We start from the raw sequence: 22,966 nt of genomic DNA, 5'->3' as shown, positions 1-22,966 counted from the left end.
ATTTAAGTATATGGAAGAAGAAGATTTGTTATATATGTTAGCTCTGCAGACCACTTCAGGTATTGGACCGATTACTGCTAAGCGACTTTTAGAGTACTTTGGGTCTGCTAAAGCTGTTTTTCAGGCAAAAGAAAAAGAAGTTAGTGCTGTACATAGAATAGGATACTTGCTATGGAAGAATATTCAAGATGTAACAGTCTTAAAGCGTGCTGAGCAAGAGATCAAGAATATTCAAACTTATAATTTGTCTTGTTTTAGTTATAAGGATAGTATGTATCCATCACTTTTAAGAGAGTGTGAAGATAGTCCTATATTGTTTTTTAGCACTTCAGATAAGCTTAATTTGAATAATCGAAAGGTGATCAGTTTTATTGGTACACGTAATCCAAGTAAGAGAGGTATAGACCTCTGTAAAGAGTTTATAGAAGAACTAAAACCGTATAATCCTGTTATCATTAGTGGACTAGCTTATGGAGTAGACGTTACTGCGCATTTAGCTGCTCTAGAGAATGGGTTGGATACTTATGCAGTGCTTGGTCATGGGCTTAATAGAGTATATCCTGATATCCATACTAGTGTAGCAAATAAAATAAATGAGAGCGGAGGAGCATGTATTTCTGAGTTTTGGGTGAACAGTAGAGTAGATAGAGAAAACTTCATTCAACGCAATCGTATAGTCGCTGGTATGTCGCAGGCTACAATAGTAATCGAAAGTGCAATAAAGGGAGGTTCTATGAGTACGATTAACTTTGCTAATGATTATAACAGAGATGTATTTGCCGTACCTGGTCGTGTAGGTGATATTATGAGCGAAGGGTGTAATAATGTTATCAAAAAGAATAGAGCACAACTGCTTACTTCAGCTAGTGACATCATAGAGGCACTAAGTTGGGATAGTGTATCTAAAGCACCTAAGATTATTCAGCCCCAGCTGTTTGTTGATTTGAGTGGAGAGGAGGAGCTAGTAGTTTCTATCTTAGGTAAGTGTGATCGTGAGTTGTTAGATATTATTGCATTGAGCTGTTCTCTGCCGATATACAAGGTTAGTAGTATTCTGCTAAACCTTGAAATGATAGGTTTGGTTAGACCTCTGCCAGGTAAGTATTTTGAGTTGGTAAGATAGGAGATAGTCTAATAAAAAAGCCTCGTACATCGTACGAGGCTTAGTATATTTATGTTTGACTAGATAGGATTACTTAGTTCCGTATCCTAGTTTTTCTCTTACTTTATTTAAAGTACCTGTAGCGATTACAGATGCTTTCTTAGCACCGATACCTAATAAACGATCTACTTCTTCTAGGTTGTTGATGTAGTATTCGTATTTCTCACGTATATCTTTAAACTTCTCTACGATAAGTTCGAATAACTCTTGTTTAGCGTGCCCATATCCATAGTTACCACCTAAGTATTTCGCTCTCATTGCTTCTACTTGTTCAGGAGTAGCTAGTAATTTATAGATAGTAAATACATTACATGTATCTGGGTTTTTAGGTTCTTCTAGAGGAGTACTGTCTGTTTCTATAGACATTACCTCTTTTCTAAGTACTTTATCTGTTTGGAAGATATTGATAGTATTGTGTCTAGATTTAGACATCTTGTTTCCATCAGTACCAGGTACTACCATTACTTCCTCTTGAATCTTTACTTCTGGCAATACGAATGTCTCTCCCATCTGGTGGTTAAAACGAGAAGCTACGTCACGAGTAATCTCTAAGTGTTGCATTTGGTCTTTACCTACTGGTACGAATTCAGCATCGTATAGTAAGATATCCGCAGCCATAAGCATAGGGTAAGTAAATAGTCCTGCATTAACATCAGATAAAACATCTGCTTTATCTTTAAACGAATGAGCTAATGTTAGACGTTGGTATGGAAAGAAGCAACTTAGGTACCAAGTAAGTTCAGTTGTTTGCGGTACATCTGACTGGCGGTAAAAAGTTACATGATTAACGTCTACACCACAAGCAAGCCAAGTAGCCGCAACACTATAGGTATTTTCTTGTAAAGTTTTAGCGTCTTTAATTTGCGTTGCAGAGTGCAAGTTCGCAATAAAAATAAAAGACTCATTCTCTTTTTTGTTTGCCATTTCTACCGCTGGTAGAATAGCTCCTAAAAGATTCCCTAAGTGTGGAGTTCCTGTACTTTGAACTCCTGTTAGAATTTTAGCCATTGCGTGATATTAATTATTTTTAAAGAAGCAAAGATAAGTGAATTCAAGTTTACTTGCCTTGTTTTTATAGCTTAATATGCTTGTATGGCGTTAGAATTGTTTATTTTTGAAGTTAGTATAAGAAAGAATTTGAACAACATAATATGAAAATTATTAGCGTGTTTTTTAGCTCACTATGGCGACTGTGGTTTTATATCTGGATGGTAGTAGTGATAATATTGTTATCTCCATTTTTATTGTGGACGATTAGGTCAGAGAAGACTTATCCACAGTTCTTTAAAGTTGCTAGAGTATGGGCTATCCTTGTGTTCTATGGTATAGGGATGAGGTATCGCATCGAGGAGCAACATCATTTAGAGAAAGGAAAGAGTTATATGTTTATCGCTAATCATACTTCTATGCTAGATATTATGATGATGTTGATATTGGTTAAAGATAATCCCTTCGTTTTTGTTGGTAAAAAGGAATTAGCGAAGTTACCCGTGTTTGGATTCTTCTATAAACGCACTTGTATTCTAGTGGATAGAAAGGACGCAATGAGTAAGAAACAGGTATTCGAAAGTGCACAAGAACGATTGAGTAGAGGATTGAGCATATGTATTTTTCCAGAAGGAGGAGTTACAGATGATAGAACTATTATATTAGACAGTTTTAAAGATGGCGCTTTTAGATTAGCTATTGATCATCAGATTCCGATAGCTTCTTTAGCATTAGGTAAATTGAGACATTTCTTTCCTTTTGTATGGGGAATTGGTCATCCTGGTGTTGTACCTGTTAAGATATATGAACCCATAGTTACTGAAGGACTAACAATGGACAGTAAGAAGCAACTAAAGGAACAAGCTTATAATTTGATATATACTCCTGTAGAACAATGGGAGATGGAGTATAATAAGAATTAATGTACAAAGCAAAAAGCGATGAGATACGAATACCTCACCGCTTTTTTAGTTATATATGGTTTATGGATTCTCCCCATATTGTTCAATAGCCCGCTACTGTGAGCTAATTATACTTCATATTTCTATTACTTCTCTTAAAACCATACGATAGTATGCTTTTCTATAAGTTCAGAGCTATCTCGTATAATTTACTCTGATTAATGAGCCTATTGCATAATCAGAGTTTATAGTTGAATAATCCCTGCTCCTGAGATTCGACCACTAGCGTGAACAAAGTCATTCATTGACTGGTTTTGTTCAGTAGTCAGCTTGCTATAATTAATATCTAGTTTAGAACGACTCATCGCTAAGTCAAATAGTTCTTTTTGGATATCCTTTTGTCTTCCAGCATCAGTTGAATTTTTAAATTCAGCTACTAATTCCATCTCTTTTTTATATGATGCGATAACATCTTCTTGAGGTACATCTGGTAATACTATTTCTAGAGCAGTTGGTTCAGTAATGGTACATTCACCTCCAGCTGTTTTATTCTTTTCGTGAAAACCTTTGTTTTCCGCTGGTAGATCCTCGTCATAGAAAGCTATAAATTCATTCTTAGTAAAGAATTTATTGTAAAAGTTACCAACGGCTTTCTTGTCGTGAGTAATTTGTTCTTCTGGGTATTCTTCTCCTAAGAAATAAGTACATCTATAAAGGTTGTTGTCAATGAATAAAGCATTTGTTGACTTGATATTATCTTCATATAAAACATCATCAATTATTACTTCTCTTGCTGTAGAACCAAATTTGTCAAAGTTACCTTCTGTAGCATATACCATTGAGAAGATATAGTGAGGTTCTAATGTAGGGTTGATAATTCCACCAGAGTTTTGTTTGAATACGTTGAAACTGTTTTTTTGTCCATTGTATGTTAACTCGTGAATGCCATTGTTAAGTTTTAGTACTTCGAATGCGTTAGGAGCTACTTTGTACTCTTTGTCGTCTATTGATACTGTGATTTCTTTATCAGTAGGATTAGACAAGTAGAAGTCTTGTCTTTTAAATGGATCATCACAACTAATTAAAGTCATAATTGTTAGCATGAATGCTAATAATCGTAATTTCATAGGTAGTGTTTATATGTAAATGAATTAATGTACAAAATTAAGGCATTCGCTATAACAAGCCTAGTGGAACACAATTTTTATATAAAAGGCGTTTGTGTTCTTGTTATAATATTTGGAGTGTAATTAGCGTTATTATGGTTTGTATATGAGAGTATTATGATGAGTAAAACAAAAATAAATATCTATACTACTTTAGGATTGTTATTATTTATATTTCCTTGGGTTATTGCATATCTAGGATTTTATGGAGTTATTGATTTTGAAGGACCTTCTTATGAAGTACCACTTGAGATTATATTTTTAATGCTCCTTTTTACATTGATATTAATTGTGTTTAAGATTAGCAATACGAAAACAAGGGTTATTAGTGAAGATTGGACTACTGTGTTTAATGGAGTATTTTATTTCTATTTATTTATTGTATCGGCTATGGTTGTTATATCCATATTTGATTTAATAGGGCGTATGTCTTGATACTTTTTCTGTTGTTAGTTATGTTATTTGTAATTTAAATATATGAGGTTTTTTGAGTCTTTCTGGGTAAAGCTTGTTTTGCTCTTAGTTTTTTTGACTTTACCCTACATCTTAGCTTTGGCTGTGTTTGATCAGCAGGACCAATGGGGTAGAGCTTTGTTAGCAGTTTATACTCTGTTTGGGATGGTTGTAGGTGATATTATATATCTTTTTTTCTATTCAGTGTTTAAAGACAATGAACAAGAGAGAAAGTTGTTTTGGTTCGGTTTTGTATATATCGTTTTCTTGACAAGTTTATATGCAGAGTTACACCTTAAATAGGAATTAAGTTTATTCTATAAGAAGTTATTAATAACAAGCTAAAAAAAATCCCTTACAACATAAGTTATAAGGGATTCTTATTAAGGATAGAAACAATTAAGCTTCTTTAGATTTAATTTCGTCCTTGATTAATTGTTCAAGTTCTTCCATTAGTTCAGGATTGTCTTTGATTACTGATTTAACAGCGTCACGACCTTGACCTAATTTAGTATCACCATAGCTAAACCAAGAACCGCTTTTCTTCACGATATCATAGTCAACAGCCATATCTAATACTTCACCTACTTTAGAGATACCTTCACCATACATAATATCAAACTCTGCAGTACGGAAAGGAGGTGCTACTTTATTCTTAACGATTTTTACTTTAGTTCTGTTACCGATAACGTTCTCACCATCTTTAATTTGAGTAGATTTACGGATATCTAAACGTACAGAAGCATAGAATTTCAATGCGTTACCTCCAGTAGTAGTTTCAGGGTTACCAAACATTACACCAATTTTATCACGCAACTGGTTAATGAAGAATACAGTACAGTTAGTTTTGCTAATTGTAGACGTTAGTTTTCTCAATGCTTGAGACATTAAACGAGCGTGTAATCCCATTTTAGAGTCACCCATTTCCCCTTCGATTTCACTCTTAGGAGTTAAGGCAGCTACAGAATCGACTACTACTAAGTCAATAGCTCCAGAGCGGATTAAGTTTTCAGCAATTTCTAATGCTTGTTCTCCGTTGTCTGGTTGAGATATAATTAAATTATCGATATCTACACCTAATTTTTGTGCATAGAAACGGTCAAATGCATGTTCCGCATCAATGAATGCTGCAATACCACCTGCCTTTTGTGCTTCTGCGATAGCGTGTAAAGTTAAAGTCGTTTTACCAGAAGATTCAGGACCATAGATCTCTATAATTCTTCCTCTTGGGAACCCTCCAACACCTAAAGCAAGGTCAATACCTAATGATCCAGAAGAAATAACTTCTACCTCTTCTACAGCAGTATCTCCCAACTTCATCACTGTTCCTTTACCATAAGTTTTGTCTAACTTATCAAGTGTAAGTTGTAACGCTTTTAATTTTGCTTCTTTATCTGCACTCATTTTTTTAAAAATTAGATTCTTACTGATGTAAAAGTAATATAATTTATTTAGAGTCCAAGAGCGGGACTGTATTATGCTATGAATTATAGCAGTATGACGAGTTGCCTTTGCTATGATATAATTTATAGCAACTGAGTAGCTTGTGATCTGTAAATGTTCTGTACCTTTGTTATTGATAATTAGAGTTATAGATGGGACATATCAAGGAGTTTTACGAGCGTATATTTGATATCACTGATAAAGAATGGGCGTTTATATCAAGTTTTTTTGAACGTAAAGTGTATCGTAAAGGTGAGATAATCACAGCATATGGAGAAGTAGAGGAGTATTTATTCTTTATAGAGAGTGGTATGTTGAGGTTCTTTATTCCGAATGAAGATTCAGAGTTGACTTTTAACTTTAGTTTTGAGAAACAGTTTACCTGTGCCTATGATTCTTTCTTGAGTCGCAATCCGTCCTTATATAGTTTAGAAGCTTTAGGAGAGATGGTAGTTTGGCAAATCTCACATGAGAATTTACAGAAAGTATATGCACATACAGCAGCAGGACATTATTTGGGTCGTTTTGTAGCAGAACAGATGTACTTAGACAAGAGTAAGCGCGAGTTAAGTTTATTAAAGTACAATGCCACAGAACGTTATTTGAAACTGTTTGATGAGCAACCTCAGATCATTCATCAAATACCCTTAAAGTACATAGCTTCTTACATTGGTATCACACCGCAAGCACTTAGTCGTATTCGCAGACAAATTAATTAACCTATGTTCATTGTATAGTATTGAACTAATCTTGAACTTTGTACCAAATATAGAACAACAATGAAATTAGCAATATTAGCATACGGAAATAACACACTTAAAGTTGACTGTGATACTGTAGAGAGTAATTCAGAGGATTTAAGTAAACTAATTGATAATATGTGGGAGACTATGGAACACGCTTATGGGTGTGGATTAGCAGCTCCACAAATAGGCGAGACTAAGCAGCTATTCGTAGTAGATAGTATAGTGATGTATGAGAATGCAGATGAGAATGAGCGCAAGGCAAACTTCGTAGAGGGGGATACTGGAATGAGAGAGACTTTTATCAATGCTCGTATTATTGGTAAATCTGATGAGACTTGGGATGAGATAGAGGGATGCTTAAGTATTCCAGATATTTTTAAGAGAGTTACACGTCCTTGGTCGATTACGATAGAGTACTTAGATAGAGATTTCCAACCACATACTAAGACATTCTATGGAACTACAGCACGTATCATACAGCACGAGTATGATCATACTAGAGGTGTATTATTCATAGATCGCTTGAGCTCTTTAACAAGAAAGCTAATTGGTACTAAACTAAATAAGATTATGAATGGTAAAGTATTTACTGATTATAAGATGAAACAATAATAAACAAAAGGGATAGTCTACTAGGCTACCCCTTTTAAGTTTCTTTATTTATCTAGTTTTCTAAACGTTCTGTAGCATATCAGTGCTATCACTAGTCCTACTACTATGATTACTGCCCAAAGTATATTATTCAACGTATTATCCATTTTTTTAACTTTCTCTGGATCTGTTTTTTGTAAATGATCAAAGTAGAAATCTTGTGTCTGAACTATTGGTAAAGTACTAGGAATATCATTTTTAAAATGCTGTATATCATAGTCAGGCATATCCTTAGTAATGTTATCTACTCTTATTGTATAGTTTGTATTAGCATTTAAATAAGCAGTTGCATAACGAGTTAATGAATAAGTCTTGACAGATTTTATTGTCAGAGGTGTATTATCTCCATTATAGATCTCTATATAAGGGTTATGCACCAATATATCGTCTAATATGAATTCATTGCTATTCTTAGAAGAGAGGATAAATGGTATTAAAACTTTGCTTATAGTGTCTTTTAATATCGCTTTGCGATAGTAGTCTTTTGGAGTATCGATTTCTATAGCTAATTTACTCAGTTTATATTGTAGTTTCTGTTTAGTAAACGAAACAATACTTGTTTTATCTTTTTTATTGTTTTTTGTATTTGCTAACTCCAGAAGTGTAGGTTGGAACTGTCCATAAATCTTTGTGTCAATTGCTGTTGTCACCTTATTTATCTTTAAAGGTGAAGACTGATTATTGACTAACTCTATTTCGTAATACTTATACTGCCCTTCAGGTATAGAAACGAATAGTGTAATTTCATTCTTATCAGTTGAAGTATATTTATAGATTGGCTTTTTTTGCTTGACAATAAACCAACTCTTGTTATCATTACTACCTCTTACAGCAGCATTGATGGATACATCTGCTTTATTTATAGTTATGTAGAAGTCAGAGATTTTTTTGGCCTCTTCATTGTGTACTATAAAACGATTAATACTATCTCGTTCTATACTATTCAATATTTTGTAATCTATAATCTTTGTTTCCTTTGCAGTAGGTTGTGCATTTCTGATAAAGTAAGGCACTTCAGCAACACCAGTACTATCTTTCTGTAAAATACGGAGATTAGAGAAACCTGAGTTAGCTGCTCCTATTAGTCTAGTATCTAACTCTATATTGTAGTATCCACTTTCTGTAATCGGATTAATTGATACAGTATATATTTTAGGTTGAGCATAACCTATTTGAGTACCTAGGAGATAGGTACTCAATAGAGCTAAGGTTATTTGATATAATGTTTTCATTTATGAGTCTTATTTAATGCATTTTGGTCAAGTATATTATTCTTCTGTAGAGGAAGTATCCTTGTTTGCTTCTTTGTCCTTTAAAAGCAATTTAATGCGTTCTAGAAGGAATGATACCACTAGAAGTATAATACCTAATACTACGAAAGAAGCTATTTTACCTCCTTGTGACATTCCCCATACATCGTATAGATAGAATTTTAGTATAATTACACCAAAGCTAATTAGAGATAACTTTCTCAACTCAGTCTTTTGCTTATTAATACCCAATACCATTAAAAGCATTGCCATGAGCCCCCATAATATAGGATAACCATATGAGTGTACATTAGAGAGTGTATAATAGTAAGTCTCTGGTAGATTGTTAATCCATACCATCATATTATCTAGTTCTATGGAGAACATGACTACTAAGGAGATAAATAGTACACCATTTAGCCATAAAGTAACTTGTTCAGTAACGATACTTAGATGTTTATACAGCCAGTAATAGATGTACAGTAGTGTTGCAAAAGTTATCCAATGTAAAAAGAATGAAGCTTGTATATAATCAGCGTTATAGAATATTGCATACCTGAATGATGTAACTGTAACACTAAATATAAATAGTATTAAGATAGAAAATATAAATGACAACGTGTAGAACGATTGAGTAGGTTTCTTTTTACTCAAGAATAAATACGTTGCTATATAAACAATCGTGTAAGTTGCTAATGCAAAGCTTCGCATAGCTCCACTTATAAAGCCATCTGCAGAGTATTCTACACGACTAGACATTTGGAAAGATATTTCTAGATACCCTACTAAGAATGATATTAATATTGTTAGTACATAGTACACACGTTGAAGAACTATTTGGGTAGGTAGAGGTAGCTGTTTTAATCCTATTGTACTTTCTTCCTCTATCTTATTTTTGTTTAATGTAAAGTATGCAAATATTAAAGATAGCAATACCACTATACCAGTGATTGTATATCTATTAATCAGTATAGGCAAGCTATTTAGTAGTACTGTTTTGTTTGTTTGTGTATCAATCTCATAGACTACTCTAAAGTCAGCAATGTCCATTAGATAAGATAAGACAGTCAATACAGCTAGTATTATAGCCCCCGCTCTAAATAAATTAGCTTTAGTACGAGTCCATATCCATAATAATACGCTCATCTCTATAGCCCATACTACTGTGATATACACTTTGCTTAGTTGTACTGGAATTGAAAGTGAAACTAGTCCTATTGTAACAGCTAGTAGTGTATATACAAAATCTTTATTTATAGGTTTACCTCCTCGAGTTGTTACAATGATAAACATAGCATTAACCAACGCCATACCAATAATAATAGCCCCTAAGTAGTTAGTTCCAGGACTTTCATTATGGATTATAGCAAAACATAATAAAGCAATGAAGTTAGTTGTAACTATATATATTAAATGTTGCCAATCTGACTTTTCTTTTGAAGAGTTAATATAGCGTAACACTAATAATACCATGAATTGTAGGTAGAATAAAGCAATAAATATATTAGCTGATAATTGGTGCGCTACTTGATATTTAGAGAATATCCAAGAGAGTAGATAGAGAAAGGTTAGTACATAACTAAATTTGTCGACTACTAACCACTTCTGACGAATAGCAACAAATAACACCCCTATATTTAATAATAAAATATAAGAGAATAACACAACATGATCACCAGCACCTGTGCTAACTAATAGCGGTGATAACATACCTCCAATAAAAGCAAATATCGCTAGCTCTTGTCTCTTATACGCGATAGATAAGAGTACTGCTAATATTGTTATTACTATTAAAAGAATAAATGCAGTAGTCTGATTAAATATTTCGTATTCTCTAAAGGCTAAGGTAATAGTCGTGTAGAATGTAGCGAATCCTCCTCCCATAAGTATAGAAGAAAACACATGATACTTACTACTAAGTTTATGAGCTATTCCTACTATGATACCACCTACAGCTATACCTAATGCCACACGACCTACTTCATTAATCCAATCTTGGTCAATAGCGTATTTTACAAAGAAACCTATCCCTAGCACTAAAGTGATTATACCGATAGCATTTAGCCAGTTTACTTCTTTTAACTTTTTCATAAACTTACTCTCATAAGAAGACGCTGTATTGTAGTCTACAGTTTGTTGTCTGTGGTTTTCTTCTGGAGTATGCTGTATTTCACTTGTTGGTAGGGGAGGAGGGGTATTAGTGTCTTCTATAGGATCTATAGATTCTAATACAGGTTGTTCTATAGTTTCAGGAACTATACTTATAGATTCAACAGGTGAAGGACTTACCTCGGCAGGAGGGATTGGTGCTGTTACAGCTTGTTCTACCTCACTTGTGATAGGTTTATCTACTGTGTGTACTCCATTCTTCTTAAGAGAATCTACGCTCTCGTGTAGATCCTTTAGCATTTGATAGAGTACATCTATTTTTTGCTCAGTCGTATTAAGTTTTGTACTGACTTTACTAGACTTTTGAGAGTTACTTATTAGGAATATAAAGATGATTACTAATAAAAGGAAGATTAAGTATTCCATAATTGATTAGTTTTAGTGTTGTGTAATATCTTTTTTAAATAAGATTTTTACTAAACTTAATAGTAAAAATAGCAAAAAAAAGAATGCTTTAACATTTAATAGGTGCCTGATACTAATGATGCACTTTCTTTATGTTATTTTACTTATAGAGGTAACTTAAAAAAGAGTATTTCATATCTAATTATTGTATGAAAGTTTCATATTGGTATTATTCTTTTTTATCCTTGTATTACTTCACAAGAATATTTTTAAAATGGCTGTGTTATTTTTTAACTAAAAAACGGATTTTATTCAAAAAGTTTATTTGTAATTAATTGTTTTACTGTTTGTTATAAGCTTGGTTAAATTGTTCTTAAAATAATTTTTTCACACTTCGCTTGCATACATTTGGTCTATCAAAATCAATGATTTATACAGCTATGAAATTAACAAAAATGACTTTAGCTATCGCATTTATGGCTATCGCTTTTGCTTCTTGTAAACAACAACCAGAAGCTCCTGTAACAGAAGAAACAACAACTACTGAAGTAGTAGAAGAGACTGCAGCACCTGTAGCTGTAGACACTAAAGTATTAGTTGGTTCTTGGACTCAACCAAACCCTATTAATGACAAAGAGGTTCAAGGTTTCGAATTAAAAGAAGACGGAACTGCTACTTCTATTAATATGGCTACGCTTAAAACAAACAAATGGTGGGTAGACGGAGACAAATTGTTCTTAGAACAAGAGAGCATCGGTAACGGTACATCTGCTGTAGATACTGTGTCATATCAGTTTGAGGTGGTTGATGGTACAACATTAAACCTAGTTAATGGTGAGTCTAAAGACTCTTTCACTAAGAAGTAATCTTTTTCGGATTAAACAAATGAAAATTAAACAAACAGTTCTTGCTTTAGCTTTAGTAGCTATCGCTTTCGCTTCTTGTAAACAACAGACAGAAGCTCCAGTAGTAGAAGAAACTACACCAACAGAGACAGTAGCGGAGTCTACTCCTGTAATTCTTGACATGAAACATTTGGTAGGTGAGTGGACACAACCAAATGGTGCTGATGCAAGTTTATTACAAGGATTTGAATTAAAAGAAGACGGAACAATGTCTTCTATTAAAGACCAAGCTAATCAGTACACTAAATGGAAAATGGTGGATAACACTATTACCTTTGAGACTACTATGGTTGGTACAGATTCTACTTCTGTGAAATCTGCTACTTATACTTACGAGATCGTGGATCAGAATGTATTAAAGCTTACTGCTAATGGTGTAACTGAAGAGTTCACTAAAAAGTAAGGACTAACACTTTCATATAATTTTAGAGCTACTCTTCGGAGTAGCTTTTTTTATGTTTTTATCATAGTATCTATTATTTTTGTTAGTGTATGGTGATTTAATAATTAGAACTAATGAAACAGAATACACTTGATTTAGCTATAATCGATCTAAAGCCTTTCATTCCTTGTAAGGACTTTGAAACATCTATATCATTCTATACCGCTTTAGGATTTGATACTTTATGGCAGAGTGATGAACTATGTCTATTAGCATGTGGTACACAGAAGTTCTTTCTACAGAACTTTTATAATCAAGAAGCATCAGAGAATATGATGTTTCACTTACAAGTAGAGAATGCTGATGACTGGTACACCCATATAGTTAATCTTGATTTACAGACTAAGTATTCTATTAGACTTACTGATGTAGAAGATCGTGAGTGGGGTATGAGAGACTTTGTACTCATAGACCCTTCAGGTGTTCTTTGGCGTATAGCCCATAATATCTAATTTTGTCAGACGCACTCCGTATAATTATCAGCTACCTATAGGGGGGCTTTTTTTACTTTTACTTTAAATTGATTAAACAATATGAAAACATCAGACCTTAGTAAATTACAGTATTATATAGATACCTTACCCAGTAAACTAAACGCGTTTACAGAAGAAGAGTTTGCTCATAAAACAGCTCCAGACAAATGGAGTAAGAAAGAGCTAGTAGGACATCTAATAGACAGTGCTACTAATAACCATCACCGTTTTGTGAGAGGGCAGTTTGAAGCTAATCCTGTTATTTCTTACGCACAAAATGAGTGGGTATTAGCCACGTCATATCAGCAGATGTCACAAGAATTAGTGATAGATACGTGGAAGATGTACAATGCTTTTTTGCTAAACCTTATTTGTACTATTTCTCCAGAGGTCTTAGATAAGCATACGGCCAATGGTCATACATTATCGTTTCTGTTTGCTGACTATGTTTCTCATTTGGAACATCACTTAGAGCAAATCTTTGAGGATTTTGACTTTAAAGCCTAAGTATAGTAAAGGGGGTATCACAGTACCCCCTTTTATAAGTATACTATTTAATAAATGAGAACGTCTTATCTGACCATTGTCCGATAATAGGCAATGGTTTTTGTTTTTCACCTGCTGCGTTAAGAATACCGATTACCATATATCCAATTGAGATAAGGTATAATACTGAGCTTATTAGCATAGCCATAGCTGGCAGTATTCTAGCTACTACTTGTATTACTATTCCTAAAGCGAAACTTAGAACCACTACACCTAGAGCTTGTCTAAGGTGATACTTTAGTAAGTTATCTGCTTTTTCTTTGCCTAAAAAGAAGGCTACTATCCATCCTATTACAGTGATGTACGATACGATTGATAAAGTTTTATTATCCATTTTTACAATTTTAGTTCAAACAAATATCTGTATAAATGTTTTATATATAACTACTTAAGTGTATTTGTAGTACTAAAATGGCTGTTTATAGGGATATTTTAAGGAGTTTTTAGAAGATGCATTTATTCTAATATAAGTGAAATTGCCAGACTGTATTTATTCCATTTATTTTGAGGAGATTATTCATTATCGAATTAATGTTTTAGAAGCTGAGGTTATAAAAATAACCTAGAATAGTTTGATATTTAGTTATTTATGCAATTTTTATGATGTTTAATTCTCCATTATTGAGCAAAATATTATCTTTGCACCGAAATTCTTCCATTTAGGATTTCAAACATATATAATCTACACTTAAAAGTATATAGCATGCAACTGTATAACACATTAAGCGCAGAAGAAAGAGCAGAACTTATCGAACAAGCGGGAGAGAACCGTTTGACTTTATCTTTCTATGCGTACGCCAAAATAGAAAACCCACAACAATTTAGAGACGATTTATTCCGTGCTTGGGATGCATTAGACGCTTTAGGACGTACTTATGTAGCTCATGAGGGTATTAATGCTCAGATGTCTGTACCTGCATCACAGTTTGATGCATTTAGAGATACGTTAGAGCAGTATGACTTTATGAAAGGAATCCGTCTGAATGTAGCGGTAGAACAAGACGACTTATCATTCTTAAAACTAACAGTAAAGGTTAGAAATAAGATTGTAGCAGACGGATTAAACGACGATACATTCGATGTTACTAATAAGGGAATTCACTTAAAGGCAAAAGAATTCAATGAATTATTAGAGGATCCTAACACAGTAGTAGTGGACTTTAGAAACCACTACGAGAGTGAAGTAGGACACTTCGTAGGAGCGATCACTCCAGACGTGGACACTTTCCGTGAATCACTGCCAATCATTAAAGACCAATTAGAGGATATCAAAGAGGAGAAAAACTTATTGATGTACTGTACAGGAGGTATCCGTTGTGAGAAAGCATCAGCTTACTTTAAACACAATGGGTTTAAGAATGTATACCAATTAGAAGGAGGTATTATCGAGTACACTCGTCAGGTAAAAGCAGAAGGATTAGAGAGTAAGTTCATTGGTAAAAACTTCGTGTTTGACCACCGTCTTGGAGAGCGTATCACTGACGATATTATCTCTAACTGCCACCAATGTGGTAAACCATGTGATACTCACGTAAACTGTGCTAATGAAGCATGTCACTTATTGTTCATTCAGTGTGATGAGTGTGCTGAGAAGATGCACGGATGTTGTTCTGATGAGTGTTTAGACATCATTCAATTACCAGAGGATGAACAAAAACGCTTACGTCAAGGAGTACAAAAAGGAAACTTAGTGTTCAAAAAAGGGCGTTCAGAAGCATTAAAGTTCCAAGGAGAACGCAGTGCTACTGATGAGATCAAGGCAGTGAAGGTAAGTGCAGTAACACAAATCCGCAAGAAACAAGTAGAACGAAAAGTACTTATCGGTACAGCTCAGCACTACTTTACTAAAGCGAGTGTAGGGCAGTTTATTGTTGACAGAGAGTTAAACGTTGGAGATAAAATAGCTATCGTAGGACCTACTACAGGTGATGAGAGACTAACTATAGAGAAGATGATGGTGAATGGAGCTGAGGTTAGTACAGCTAATAATGGAGATAAGATGACTATGGAGTTAAACTTCCGTATTCGTAAGAATGACCAATTGTATAAAATAATAGACTAAGATAAAGAATATGACAGTTTCAGGAAGAGTAGAGCTAATGGCTCCTGCAGGTAACTTCGAGTCTTTACAGGCCGCATTAGATAACGGTGCAGACTCAGTATATTTCGGAGTAGACCAATTGAATATGCGTGCGCGTTCTACAGTGAACTTTTCTATTGACGATTTAGAAGAGATCGCGAGAAGATGTAAAGAGAAGAATGTACGTACTTATTTGACATTAAACACTATCGTTTATGACCATGACTTATCAGTGGTTAAGACCTTATTGAATAAAGCAAAAGAGGCAGGGCTTACAGCTGTTATTGCATCTGACCAGGCAGTTATCGCATCTGCGAGAGCTATTGGGTTAGAAGTGCATATCTCTACTCAGCTAAATGTGACAAACATTGAGACTGTTAAGTTCTACAGTTTATTCGCTGATACTATTGTTCTTTCGCGTGAGCTGAGCTTACGCCAAGTGAAGAAGATTACTGAAGCGATCGAAAGAGAGCAAGTTAAGGGACCATCTGGTAACTTAATAGAGATAGAAATCTTCGGTCACGGAGCATTGTGTATGGCAGTATCTGGTAAATGTTACTTAAGCTTACACTCACATAACTCATCTGCTAACAGAGGAGCGTGTAAACAAAACTGTCGTAAGAAATACACCGTTATAGACCAAGAAACTGGTTTTGAGATAGAGATAGATAACGAGTATATGATGTCTCCTAAAGACTTGTGTACGTTAGACTTCTTAGATCAAGTAATCGATGCAGGTACTAAGGTACTGAAGATAGAGGGTAGAGGTAGAGCTCCTGAGTATGTAGCTACAGTGATACATACTTACCGCGAGGCTATTGACTCTATCGCTGATGGTACTTATTCTCAAGAGAAAGTAGCGGAGTGGATGAAGGCTTTAGAGACGGTGTATAACCGTGGATTCTGGAGTGGATACTACTTAGGACAGAAATTAGGTGAGTGGAGTGATAATCCAGGTAGTAACGCTACGCAGAAGAAAGTGTATGTAGGTAAAGCGGCACACTACTTCCAAAAGGCATCTATCGGAGAGTTTAAAATCGAGGCTTATGATATCAAGATAGGAGATAAGATCCTTATCACTGGGCCGAGTACAGGAGCACAGGAGTTAATCGTAGATGAGCTATTCGTAAACGAACAGAAGGTAGAGAAAGCCACTAAAGGAGATGATTGTACTATTAAGATACCTTTTAGAATACGTCTATCAGATAAACTGTATAAAATAGTAGAAGCATAATGGTCATAGTTACTCTACAACGAGATAAGTGTATCGGATGTAATTACTGTGTAGAGGTAGCCCCTCAACAGTTTCAGATGTCTAAGAAAGATGGTAAGACGGTTCTGTTGAAATCAGTTAATAATAAAGGATTTCATACGCTAAAGTCACCAGATTATACTATTTTAGAGGCATGTGAACAAGCAGAGAAAGTTTGTCCAGTACACATCATTACCGTAAAAGACGTATAATATGAGAAAGATATATTACCTAAGTACTTGTGGTACATGTAAGCGTATCTTAGCAGAGATGCCAGAGATAGAGAGTTTCGAACTACAAGAGATTAAGAAGAATCCTGTGACTGCACCGCAGTTAGATGAGATGTATAAGTTAGTAGGTAGCTACGAAAAGCTATTTAATAAACGTGCTCAACTATACAAGAGTGAAGGACTAAAGGATAAGAACCTTCAAGAAGAAGACTTCAAAAAACTGATCTTGGAGCAATACACTTTCCTTAACCGCCCTGTGATGTTTATCGATGGTAACATCTATGTGGGGAACAGTAAGAAAGTAGTTGAAGCTGCTATAGAACAAGTGAAAAATAAGTAAATAGATGAAAAGGGTGTCCTTCTGGGACACCCTTTTTGTTTTCTGTATTTTTAATCGTACCCTTTCACTAGAATAGTAGGCCAATATTCAAAATCTTAGATAAATCAATTACCATAGTAAACATCTTCTTTTGTTGTTTGAACTAATATCTGCACTATTCTGATGGATTAGATATTATGTACTGTAGTTCTAAGCAATGGTATGTTTCGTTACTGTTTCTTCTGAAGAAATAGAGCGTTAAAAAATATACCTGCTGGTATAACTAAAGGGATCAATGGTAAGAAATCTTTATATGAGATAGCTCCTGTATGTCTATATAATATGATGAGGTCATACGTATGTACTCCTGTAAAGAAGAGAACGAGTACAAAGCAAGTCGAGATGACTTTTCTCTTAATAGTTACCATAGTTTTAGCGATTTAGTTATGTTGTGTAGTTATAGTCTAAAGATAAGATATATAGATAGATAAAGTCTGTATGTGTACAGACATTGTTTGAAGTATTACACTATTATTGATTTATGTTTGATTGATTGTCTTTAGTTAGGAGTGTTTATATTGAGGATACTTAGGCCGCTGTATTTTGATTAGTGTACTTTACTACTTGACGGATAGGGTATTTATTTTCTTTTGTTCTAGTATTCAATAGAGAGAGGCTACGTTTCAGTCGCTGTTTTATCCGTTTTGAACAAGTTTATCCCATAAGATGGAATTATTTAAAGACTTTTGGAAGAGTAACCTGAGAGTAAGAGATATAATCAATGATGAGTAATCTCATTCTGGAGGGAGTTACAACTATGATCTGATATAAATAGAATAAGATATATACTGAGCAATTACTTCGCCCCACAGCTCTAAAATAAAACAGAGAACTTTAAGTAATTAAAGTTTGTGTTTGTGTAAGTTGACTTTTTTGGCTTTCAAAAAATCAATTAATTAGGTTTTTATTTAATGTTTTGAGCTAAGGCACCTAGTGCCTTAGCTTATTTTTTTACTTTTTATTTAGTTGGTTTTCATTGTGTTATATTTTTTTTGTAATTTTTTTTAAAAAAATGTGTGACCAAATGTGATGTTCGGTGTCTTAATAATGAAAACGAAAGGGAAGAATTGCTATAATTCCTTTATAAAAGAAAAGAAAGAAAAAGTTTTAAGTGCTTGGGGATTAAATTAAAACAGAAGGTTTAGGTTAGGTTGTTCAGTTTTGATTACAAAATTTAATTCACATAGTTTCATCGTCGATACTAAACTATTGCTGACTTTGTAGATTGTGGTGGTCTAAATAAGGACTTAGAAGGCGTAGTTCATAGTTATGGTTGTTTTGGTTATCTCCTATGGTAACGATGAAACGAAAAAATTGTAGGAGAATACAACATAAAAGAGAGCTTTATAGCTCTCTTTTTTTATGCTTATATCTGATGTCAGTAAGCAGTGATTAATTTGGTCACTTATGGTTATATTGACCTGTTTTGGCTGTCTTGTTTTAGAGATTCATCTCTTTGTTAGTCTAAGTTGGTTAGTAGATTGTTTGGGTACGGGTTTGGTGTCGTTTTGAAAACAGCCTCTTAACCCAAGTAAATACGGGGATGTTCCAAACAGTATCAAAACAAATCAAAATTAAAATTACGTATAGTATTGATTGTTAATTGATTGATGGTTTTTTAAATCTTCATTCTCGACCAAAAAGAGCATGCGTGACCATTATCGTCAAATGAGGTCAAAAGTGGCCAATTGTTGTGTATACTTCTTATATATATTATCTATTCCTCTTTATCTATTTATGTTTAAAGCATACTTATTGTTCTCTTTGAGTAGTTAACGAATGAGATGTTCGAATTGCTGTATATGTTAGTAGATATAGTGTACGCCGATGGAATTCGTTGATAATGAGAAAAGAAATTGTGAGGAGTGTAGGATTTTGTGCTATTTATAAGCTAGTTAGTAATGATTTTCATACCTTTGCACCTATTATTTTTTAATATATGATACAATCGATGACAGGGTTTGGTAAAGCATGTTTGCAGTTACCAACAAAGAAAATCACAGTAGAAGTAAAATCACTAAACAGCAAAAGCTTAGACTTAAATGTTAGATTGCCTTTGACATATAGAGAGAAAGAGTTACCACTGCGCAACCTTATCGCTCAAGAGTTAGAGCGTGGAAAAGTTGATTTTTCGTTATACAGCGAGATCACAGCAGAAGAAACTTCTAACAAGATTAATGGACCTATCGTGATGGCATATATTGATCAGATGAAAGCGATCATTCCAGATGCTGATGCTACAGAATTAATGAAGATGGCTGTACGTATGCCAGACGCACTTAAGGTGGAGCGTGCCGAACTAGACGAGAATGAATGGAAGGAGATAGAGAAAGTTATCACTGAGGCTATCGCTAATATGAAAGAGTTCAGAGCTAGTGAAGGATCTTCGTTAGAGAATGACTTTAGACTTCGTATCGGTAACATTCGCAAGTATATGGATGAGGTGTCTGTATTGGATAAAGAGCGTATCGTGACTGTAAAAGAGAGATTACGTGCTAATCTAGTAGAGCTACAACTTAATATCGATGAGAATAGATATGAACAAGAGGTAATCTACTACCTAGAGAAAATGGATATCACGGAGGAGAAAGTACGTCTTAGTAAACACTTAGATTACTTTATCGAAACATTAGAAGGAGCTGAAGCTAATGGTCGTAAACTTGGGTTTATCGGTCAAGAGATGGGGCGTGAGATCAATACAATGGGATCTAAATCTAACCATGCTGAGATGCAAAAGATAGTGGTGAAGATGAAAGATGAGTTAGAGAAAATAAAAGAGCAAGTGTTAAACGTGCTTTAATCCATATATACAACACGACAGAATATTATTATGCAAAGAGGTAAATTAATCGTTTTCTCTGCACCGTCTGGTTCAGGTAAAACTACAATAGTAAAACATTTATTAGAACAAGAAGATCTGAACCTAGCGTTCTCTATTTCTTGTACATCTCGTGCACCTAGAGGTGAAGAAGAAAACGGTAAAGATTACTATTTTATTTCTCTTGAAGAGTTTAAACAAAATATAAAAGGAGAGAAGTTCTTAGAATGGGAAGAAGTGTATAGAGATAACTTCTACGGAACGCTAAGCAGTGAAGTAGAGCGTCTATGGGCTGAAGGTAAGAATGTGATCTTCGATATTGATGTGGCTGGAGGATTGCGTATTAAGCGCAAATTCCCTGAGGAGACTTTAGCAGTATTCGTAAAACCACCTAGTATAGATGAACTTAAGATTCGTCTTAAGAAACGTTCTACAGAGAGTGAAGACAAGATCAATATGCGTATCGCTAAGGCTTCTGTAGAGTTAGCTACTGCTCCACAGTTTGACATGATTATTAAGAATTATGACTTAGATACAGCTAAGAATGAAGCTGTAGAGTTAGTAAAGAACTTTATAAAATAAGAGAATACTATGAAGGTCGGATTGTATTTCGGGACATTTAATCCTATTCACATCGGGCATTTAGTGATTGCTAACCATATGGTGCAGTACACTGATCTCGATGAGGTATGGATGGTGGTGACTCCTCATAGTCCACTGAAAAAGAAGAAGGGACTGCTAGAGGACTTTCACAGAATACATATGGTCAACTTAGCTACGGCTGACTATGACTATATCAAACCTTCTGATATAGAGTTTAATCTTCCACAACCTAACTATACAGTGAATACAATGGCGCATCTTCACGAGCGCTACCCTAAGCATGAGTTTTCTCTGCTAATGGGGCAGGATAACCTGGATAGTCTGCCGAAGTGGAAGAATTATGAGATACTACTAGAGCGATATGCTATCTATGTGTATCCGCGTATATTTATGGATAAGCAGGAGGACAATCCTCTACTTAGTCACCCGAATATTCACTTAGTAGATAATGCTCCTATCATGGAGATATCAGCTACGTTTATTAGGGATTCTATTAAAGAAGGAAAAAATATTATGCCATTATTAGATAAAGAGGTGTGGAAATATATTGACCACAACCTATTTTATAAGAAATAATTAAGAGTGAAAAAGGAATGCGATAGCATTCCTTTTTTTACTTTTATAAGGTAATTACAGATAAAAGAAAGAGATTATGTTGAATTTTGAATTATATAACCCTACCCGTTTATTATACGGTAAGGGGCAGATAGCTGAGATCAATAAGTATATAGATAAGAAGAGTAAAGTGCTTATCGTATACGGAGGAGGTAGCATACTTAAGAATGGTGTGCACGCTCAGGTAATAGAGGCATTAGTAGGGTATGATGTAGTAGAGTTTAGTGGTGTGGAGCCTAATCCTAAGTACGAGACTTTAGTAAAGGCTGTAGAGGTTATAAAGAGAGAAAAGGTTGACTTTATCTTAGGTGTAGGAGGTGGTAGTGTGATAGATGGGGTGAAGTTTATCTCTGCCGCGGTACACTATGAAGGAAACTCTATAGATATTGTTCAAAAGAAATTAAATGTGAACTGGAAGGCGATGCCTTACGGAGCTATATTAACGCTACCTGCTACGGGAAGTGAGATGAATTGTGGTGCAGTGGTGACAATCGAGGCGACTCAGGAGAAGCTCTCTTTCTCAGGAGAGGTATTATATCCTGTGTTCTCTGTGTGTGACCCTATGGTGATAGCTTCTCTACCGCAGAAGCAGATTGCTAATGGTATCACGGATGCGTTTATCCATGTGTTAGAGCAGTATGTTACTTATCCACAGAATGCTCCAGTACAAGACAGATTTGCAGAAGGTATCCTTCAGACACTTATAGAGGTAGCTCCTAAGGTACTAAAAGATCCTACAGACTACGATGCAGCCATGAACTATATGTGGTGCTGTACAATGGCTCTAAATGGGCTTATCTCGAAGGGTGTACACGAGGACTGGGTGACGCATGCTATTGGTCATGAGCTTACAGCACTTTATGGCATAGACCATGGTAGAACGTTAGCTATCATAGGGCCTAACTTATATAGGGTGATGCTGGAGACTAAGAAGGAGAAACTAAGTCAGCTAGGACGTAGAGTGTTTAACCTTAATGGTAGTGATGATGAGGTAGCTAGAGAGGCTATTGATAAGATGGTAGAGTTTTTCCATTCGTTAGGGGTACAGACTAAGTTAAGTGATTATACAGATGATGGTAATCGCGCTGTAGAATGGATCGTTAATAGATTTGAAGAACGTGGCTGGGTAGCTATGGGTGAAAAGAAAAATATCACTCCTGCTAAAGTGCGAGAAATAGTAAAAATGAGTTTATAGAGATATTAAATAAGTTCTTAAGCACACTGTCTGTCAGACTAGTGTGCTTTTTTATTATGGTCTGTTTTAGGGGATTAGATTAGCAGTATGCATTTTTTACTGTTAATTTAATCTAAAAGTGATGGTTTAAAGTGTTTTTATATGCTTTGTCGTT

Annotated in this window: 24 protein-coding genes; 18 read left to right on the top strand and 6 right to left on the bottom strand. The window is 34.7% G+C overall.

Features of this window, described 5'->3' with window-relative positions; genetic code table 11:
• Positions 1 to 10: 10 nt before the first annotated feature.
• Positions 11 to 1,123 (top strand): DNA-processing protein DprA, encoded by a 1,113-nt coding sequence (locus tag BMX53_RS03795; protein ID WP_449406549.1) that lies wholly within the window; start codon positions 11 to 13, stop codon positions 1,121 to 1,123.
• 69 nt (positions 1,124 to 1,192) lie between these two features.
• Here BMX53_RS03795 and trpS read toward each other — a convergent pair whose 3' ends face one another.
• Entirely contained in the window at positions 1,193 to 2,170 is a 978-nt protein-coding gene (gene trpS / locus BMX53_RS03790) for a tryptophan--tRNA ligase (RefSeq protein ID WP_074744759.1), read from the bottom strand.
• A 143-nt stretch (positions 2,171 to 2,313) separates the two neighbouring features.
• Between trpS and BMX53_RS03785 the strand changes: the two genes are divergently transcribed.
• A complete protein-coding gene (locus BMX53_RS03785) occupies positions 2,314 to 3,072 on the top strand; it encodes a lysophospholipid acyltransferase family protein (protein WP_074744757.1) in 759 nt (252 codons plus the stop codon).
• Between the two features lie 224 nt (positions 3,073 to 3,296).
• On the opposite strand, the gene BMX53_RS03780 is transcribed toward BMX53_RS03785, so the two are convergent.
• Complete coding sequence (locus BMX53_RS03780; RefSeq protein ID WP_074744755.1) at positions 3,297 to 4,178, bottom strand: hypothetical protein; 882 nt, start codon at positions 4,176 to 4,178, stop codon at positions 3,297 to 3,299.
• Positions 4,179 to 4,334: 156 nt separating this feature from the next.
• On the opposite strand from BMX53_RS03780, the gene BMX53_RS03775 reads away from it, so the two are divergent.
• Together BMX53_RS03775 and BMX53_RS03770 are read left to right on the top strand one after the other, a co-directional pair.
• Positions 4,335 to 4,652, top strand: coding sequence for a hypothetical protein (locus tag BMX53_RS03775; RefSeq protein ID WP_143061404.1), 318 nt, complete (start codon positions 4,335 to 4,337; stop codon positions 4,650 to 4,652).
• Positions 4,653 to 4,694: 42 nt separating this feature from the next.
• Entirely contained in the window at positions 4,695 to 4,973 is a 279-nt protein-coding gene (locus tag BMX53_RS03770; protein ID WP_074744751.1) for a hypothetical protein, read from the top strand.
• A 96-nt stretch (positions 4,974 to 5,069) separates the two neighbouring features.
• On the opposite strand, the gene recA is transcribed toward BMX53_RS03770, so the two are convergent.
• On the bottom strand, positions 5,070 to 6,074 hold the full coding sequence (recA, locus tag BMX53_RS03765; RefSeq protein ID WP_038985662.1) for a recombinase RecA: 1,005 nt from the start codon (positions 6,072 to 6,074) through the stop codon (positions 5,070 to 5,072).
• A gap of 191 nt (positions 6,075 to 6,265) precedes the next feature.
• Here recA and BMX53_RS03760 point away from each other — a divergent pair, with 191 nt between their 5' ends.
• Positions 6,266 to 6,832 carry a Crp/Fnr family transcriptional regulator gene (locus BMX53_RS03760; RefSeq protein WP_074744749.1) on the top strand — a complete coding sequence of 189 codons (567 nt, stop codon included), beginning with the start codon at positions 6,266 to 6,268 and terminating at the stop codon, positions 6,830 to 6,832.
• 60 nt (positions 6,833 to 6,892) lie between these two features.
• Positions 6,893 to 7,471: a peptide deformylase gene (def, locus tag BMX53_RS03755; RefSeq protein WP_074744747.1), complete on the top strand. Its 579-nt coding sequence runs from the start codon at positions 6,893 to 6,895 to the stop codon at positions 7,469 to 7,471.
• A 44-nt stretch (positions 7,472 to 7,515) separates the two neighbouring features.
• Here def and BMX53_RS03750 read toward each other — a convergent pair whose 3' ends face one another.
• On the bottom strand, positions 7,516 to 8,742 hold the full coding sequence (locus BMX53_RS03750) for a hypothetical protein (protein ID WP_074744745.1): 1,227 nt from the start codon (positions 8,740 to 8,742) through the stop codon (positions 7,516 to 7,518).
• Between the two features lie 36 nt (positions 8,743 to 8,778).
• Positions 8,779 to 11,295 carry a DUF2339 domain-containing protein gene (locus tag BMX53_RS03745; protein ID WP_074744743.1) on the bottom strand — a complete coding sequence of 839 codons (2,517 nt, stop codon included), beginning with the start codon at positions 11,293 to 11,295 and terminating at the stop codon, positions 8,779 to 8,781.
• A 419-nt stretch (positions 11,296 to 11,714) separates the two neighbouring features.
• Here BMX53_RS03745 and BMX53_RS03740 point away from each other — a divergent pair, with 419 nt between their 5' ends.
• The 4 genes from BMX53_RS03740 (at position 11,715) to BMX53_RS03725 (ending at position 13,601) form a co-directional block, all read left to right on the top strand.
• The gene (locus BMX53_RS03740; RefSeq protein WP_038985287.1) at positions 11,715 to 12,140 is read left to right on the top strand and encodes a lipocalin-like domain-containing protein; all 426 of its coding nucleotides are present in this window, start codon (positions 11,715 to 11,717) and stop codon (positions 12,138 to 12,140) included.
• Between the two features lie 19 nt (positions 12,141 to 12,159).
• Positions 12,160 to 12,582, top strand: coding sequence for a lipocalin family protein (locus BMX53_RS03735; protein WP_074744741.1), 423 nt, complete (start codon positions 12,160 to 12,162; stop codon positions 12,580 to 12,582).
• Positions 12,583 to 12,695: 113 nt separating this feature from the next.
• Entirely contained in the window at positions 12,696 to 13,073 is a 378-nt protein-coding gene (locus BMX53_RS03730; RefSeq protein ID WP_074744739.1) for a VOC family protein, read from the top strand.
• A gap of 81 nt (positions 13,074 to 13,154) precedes the next feature.
• Positions 13,155 to 13,601: a DinB family protein gene (locus BMX53_RS03725; RefSeq protein WP_074744737.1), complete on the top strand. Its 447-nt coding sequence runs from the start codon at positions 13,155 to 13,157 to the stop codon at positions 13,599 to 13,601.
• Positions 13,602 to 13,644: 43 nt separating this feature from the next.
• Here the strand turns inward: BMX53_RS03725 and BMX53_RS03720 are convergent, their stop codons facing one another.
• Positions 13,645 to 13,974 (bottom strand): magnetosome magnetite crystal formation protein family, encoded by a 330-nt coding sequence (locus BMX53_RS03720; RefSeq protein ID WP_038985197.1) that lies wholly within the window; start codon positions 13,972 to 13,974, stop codon positions 13,645 to 13,647.
• Positions 13,975 to 14,343: 369 nt separating this feature from the next.
• Between BMX53_RS03720 and trhO the strand changes: the two genes are divergently transcribed.
• The 8 genes from trhO to BMX53_RS03680 all read left to right on the top strand — a co-directional run bounded on the left by trhO (position 14,344) and on the right by BMX53_RS03680 (position 22,812).
• The gene (gene trhO, locus BMX53_RS03715) at positions 14,344 to 15,702 is read left to right on the top strand and encodes an oxygen-dependent tRNA uridine(34) hydroxylase TrhO (RefSeq protein WP_074744735.1); all 1,359 of its coding nucleotides are present in this window, start codon (positions 14,344 to 14,346) and stop codon (positions 15,700 to 15,702) included.
• Positions 15,703 to 15,712: 10 nt separating this feature from the next.
• Positions 15,713 to 16,954 carry a peptidase U32 family protein gene (locus BMX53_RS03710; protein WP_038985201.1) on the top strand — a complete coding sequence of 414 codons (1,242 nt, stop codon included), beginning with the start codon at positions 15,713 to 15,715 and terminating at the stop codon, positions 16,952 to 16,954.
• On the top strand, positions 16,954 to 17,184 hold the full coding sequence (locus BMX53_RS03705) for a ferredoxin (protein WP_006257855.1): 231 nt from the start codon (positions 16,954 to 16,956) through the stop codon (positions 17,182 to 17,184). The genes BMX53_RS03710 and BMX53_RS03705 overlap by 1 nt, the downstream gene beginning before the upstream one ends.
• Position 17,185: 1 nt before the next feature.
• The gene (locus tag BMX53_RS03700) at positions 17,186 to 17,542 is read left to right on the top strand and encodes an arsenate reductase family protein (protein ID WP_038985204.1); all 357 of its coding nucleotides are present in this window, start codon (positions 17,186 to 17,188) and stop codon (positions 17,540 to 17,542) included.
• Positions 17,543 to 19,532: 1,990 nt separating this feature from the next.
• Positions 19,533 to 20,381 (top strand): YicC/YloC family endoribonuclease, encoded by an 849-nt coding sequence (locus BMX53_RS03695; RefSeq protein ID WP_080752478.1) that lies wholly within the window; start codon positions 19,533 to 19,535, stop codon positions 20,379 to 20,381.
• A gap of 30 nt (positions 20,382 to 20,411) precedes the next feature.
• Positions 20,412 to 20,981: a guanylate kinase gene (gene gmk / locus BMX53_RS03690; RefSeq protein WP_038985207.1), complete on the top strand. Its 570-nt coding sequence runs from the start codon at positions 20,412 to 20,414 to the stop codon at positions 20,979 to 20,981.
• 9 nt (positions 20,982 to 20,990) lie between these two features.
• A complete protein-coding gene (gene nadD, locus BMX53_RS03685; RefSeq protein WP_038985209.1) occupies positions 20,991 to 21,578 on the top strand; it encodes a nicotinate (nicotinamide) nucleotide adenylyltransferase in 588 nt (195 codons plus the stop codon).
• A gap of 76 nt (positions 21,579 to 21,654) precedes the next feature.
• Entirely contained in the window at positions 21,655 to 22,812 is a 1,158-nt protein-coding gene (locus BMX53_RS03680; protein ID WP_074744733.1) for an iron-containing alcohol dehydrogenase, read from the top strand.
• The last annotated feature ends 154 nt before the right edge of the window (positions 22,813 to 22,966 follow it).

This window comes from Myroides marinus, assembly GCF_900109075.1.
GTDB classification, from domain to species: domain Bacteria; phylum Bacteroidota; class Bacteroidia; order Flavobacteriales; family Flavobacteriaceae; genus Flavobacterium; species Flavobacterium marinum_A.
The sequence above is the reverse complement of the archived record's forward strand: the minus strand, read 5'-3'. Positions and strand labels throughout refer to the sequence as shown.

What these genes read in the sequence shown, in the direction of transcription:
- BMX53_RS03795 (WP_449406549.1), top strand. Translation starts at nt 11, where the DNA reads ATGGAAGAAGAAGATTTGTTATATATGTTAGCTCTGCAGACCACTTCA.
- trpS (WP_074744759.1), bottom strand. Translation starts at nt 2,170, where the DNA reads ATGGCTAAAATTCTAACAGGAGTTCAAAGTACAGGAACTCCACACTTA.
- BMX53_RS03785 (WP_074744757.1), top strand. Translation starts at nt 2,314, where the DNA reads ATGAAAATTATTAGCGTGTTTTTTAGCTCACTATGGCGACTGTGGTTT.
- BMX53_RS03780 (WP_074744755.1), bottom strand. Translation starts at nt 4,178, where the DNA reads ATGAAATTACGATTATTAGCATTCATGCTAACAATTATGACTTTAATT.
- BMX53_RS03775 (WP_143061404.1), top strand. Translation starts at nt 4,335, where the DNA reads ATGATGAGTAAAACAAAAATAAATATCTATACTACTTTAGGATTGTTA.
- BMX53_RS03770 (WP_074744751.1), top strand. Translation starts at nt 4,695, where the DNA reads ATGAGGTTTTTTGAGTCTTTCTGGGTAAAGCTTGTTTTGCTCTTAGTT.
- recA (WP_038985662.1), bottom strand. Translation starts at nt 6,074, where the DNA reads ATGAGTGCAGATAAAGAAGCAAAATTAAAAGCGTTACAACTTACACTT.
- BMX53_RS03760 (WP_074744749.1), top strand. Translation starts at nt 6,266, where the DNA reads ATGGGACATATCAAGGAGTTTTACGAGCGTATATTTGATATCACTGAT.
- def (WP_074744747.1), top strand. Translation starts at nt 6,893, where the DNA reads ATGAAATTAGCAATATTAGCATACGGAAATAACACACTTAAAGTTGAC.
- BMX53_RS03750 (WP_074744745.1), bottom strand. Translation starts at nt 8,742, where the DNA reads ATGAAAACATTATATCAAATAACCTTAGCTCTATTGAGTACCTATCTC.
- BMX53_RS03745 (WP_074744743.1), bottom strand. Translation starts at nt 11,295, where the DNA reads ATGGAATACTTAATCTTCCTTTTATTAGTAATCATCTTTATATTCCTA.
- BMX53_RS03740 (WP_038985287.1), top strand. Translation starts at nt 11,715, where the DNA reads ATGAAATTAACAAAAATGACTTTAGCTATCGCATTTATGGCTATCGCT.
- BMX53_RS03735 (WP_074744741.1), top strand. Translation starts at nt 12,160, where the DNA reads ATGAAAATTAAACAAACAGTTCTTGCTTTAGCTTTAGTAGCTATCGCT.
- BMX53_RS03730 (WP_074744739.1), top strand. Translation starts at nt 12,696, where the DNA reads ATGAAACAGAATACACTTGATTTAGCTATAATCGATCTAAAGCCTTTC.
- BMX53_RS03725 (WP_074744737.1), top strand. Translation starts at nt 13,155, where the DNA reads ATGAAAACATCAGACCTTAGTAAATTACAGTATTATATAGATACCTTA.
- BMX53_RS03720 (WP_038985197.1), bottom strand. Translation starts at nt 13,974, where the DNA reads ATGGATAATAAAACTTTATCAATCGTATCGTACATCACTGTAATAGGA.
- trhO (WP_074744735.1), top strand. Translation starts at nt 14,344, where the DNA reads ATGCAACTGTATAACACATTAAGCGCAGAAGAAAGAGCAGAACTTATC.
- BMX53_RS03710 (WP_038985201.1), top strand. Translation starts at nt 15,713, where the DNA reads ATGACAGTTTCAGGAAGAGTAGAGCTAATGGCTCCTGCAGGTAACTTC.
- BMX53_RS03705 (WP_006257855.1), top strand. Translation starts at nt 16,954, where the DNA reads ATGGTCATAGTTACTCTACAACGAGATAAGTGTATCGGATGTAATTAC.
- BMX53_RS03700 (WP_038985204.1), top strand. Translation starts at nt 17,186, where the DNA reads ATGAGAAAGATATATTACCTAAGTACTTGTGGTACATGTAAGCGTATC.
- BMX53_RS03695 (WP_080752478.1), top strand. Translation starts at nt 19,533, where the DNA reads ATGACAGGGTTTGGTAAAGCATGTTTGCAGTTACCAACAAAGAAAATC.
- gmk (WP_038985207.1), top strand. Translation starts at nt 20,412, where the DNA reads ATGCAAAGAGGTAAATTAATCGTTTTCTCTGCACCGTCTGGTTCAGGT.
- nadD (WP_038985209.1), top strand. Translation starts at nt 20,991, where the DNA reads ATGAAGGTCGGATTGTATTTCGGGACATTTAATCCTATTCACATCGGG.
- BMX53_RS03680 (WP_074744733.1), top strand. Translation starts at nt 21,655, where the DNA reads ATGTTGAATTTTGAATTATATAACCCTACCCGTTTATTATACGGTAAG.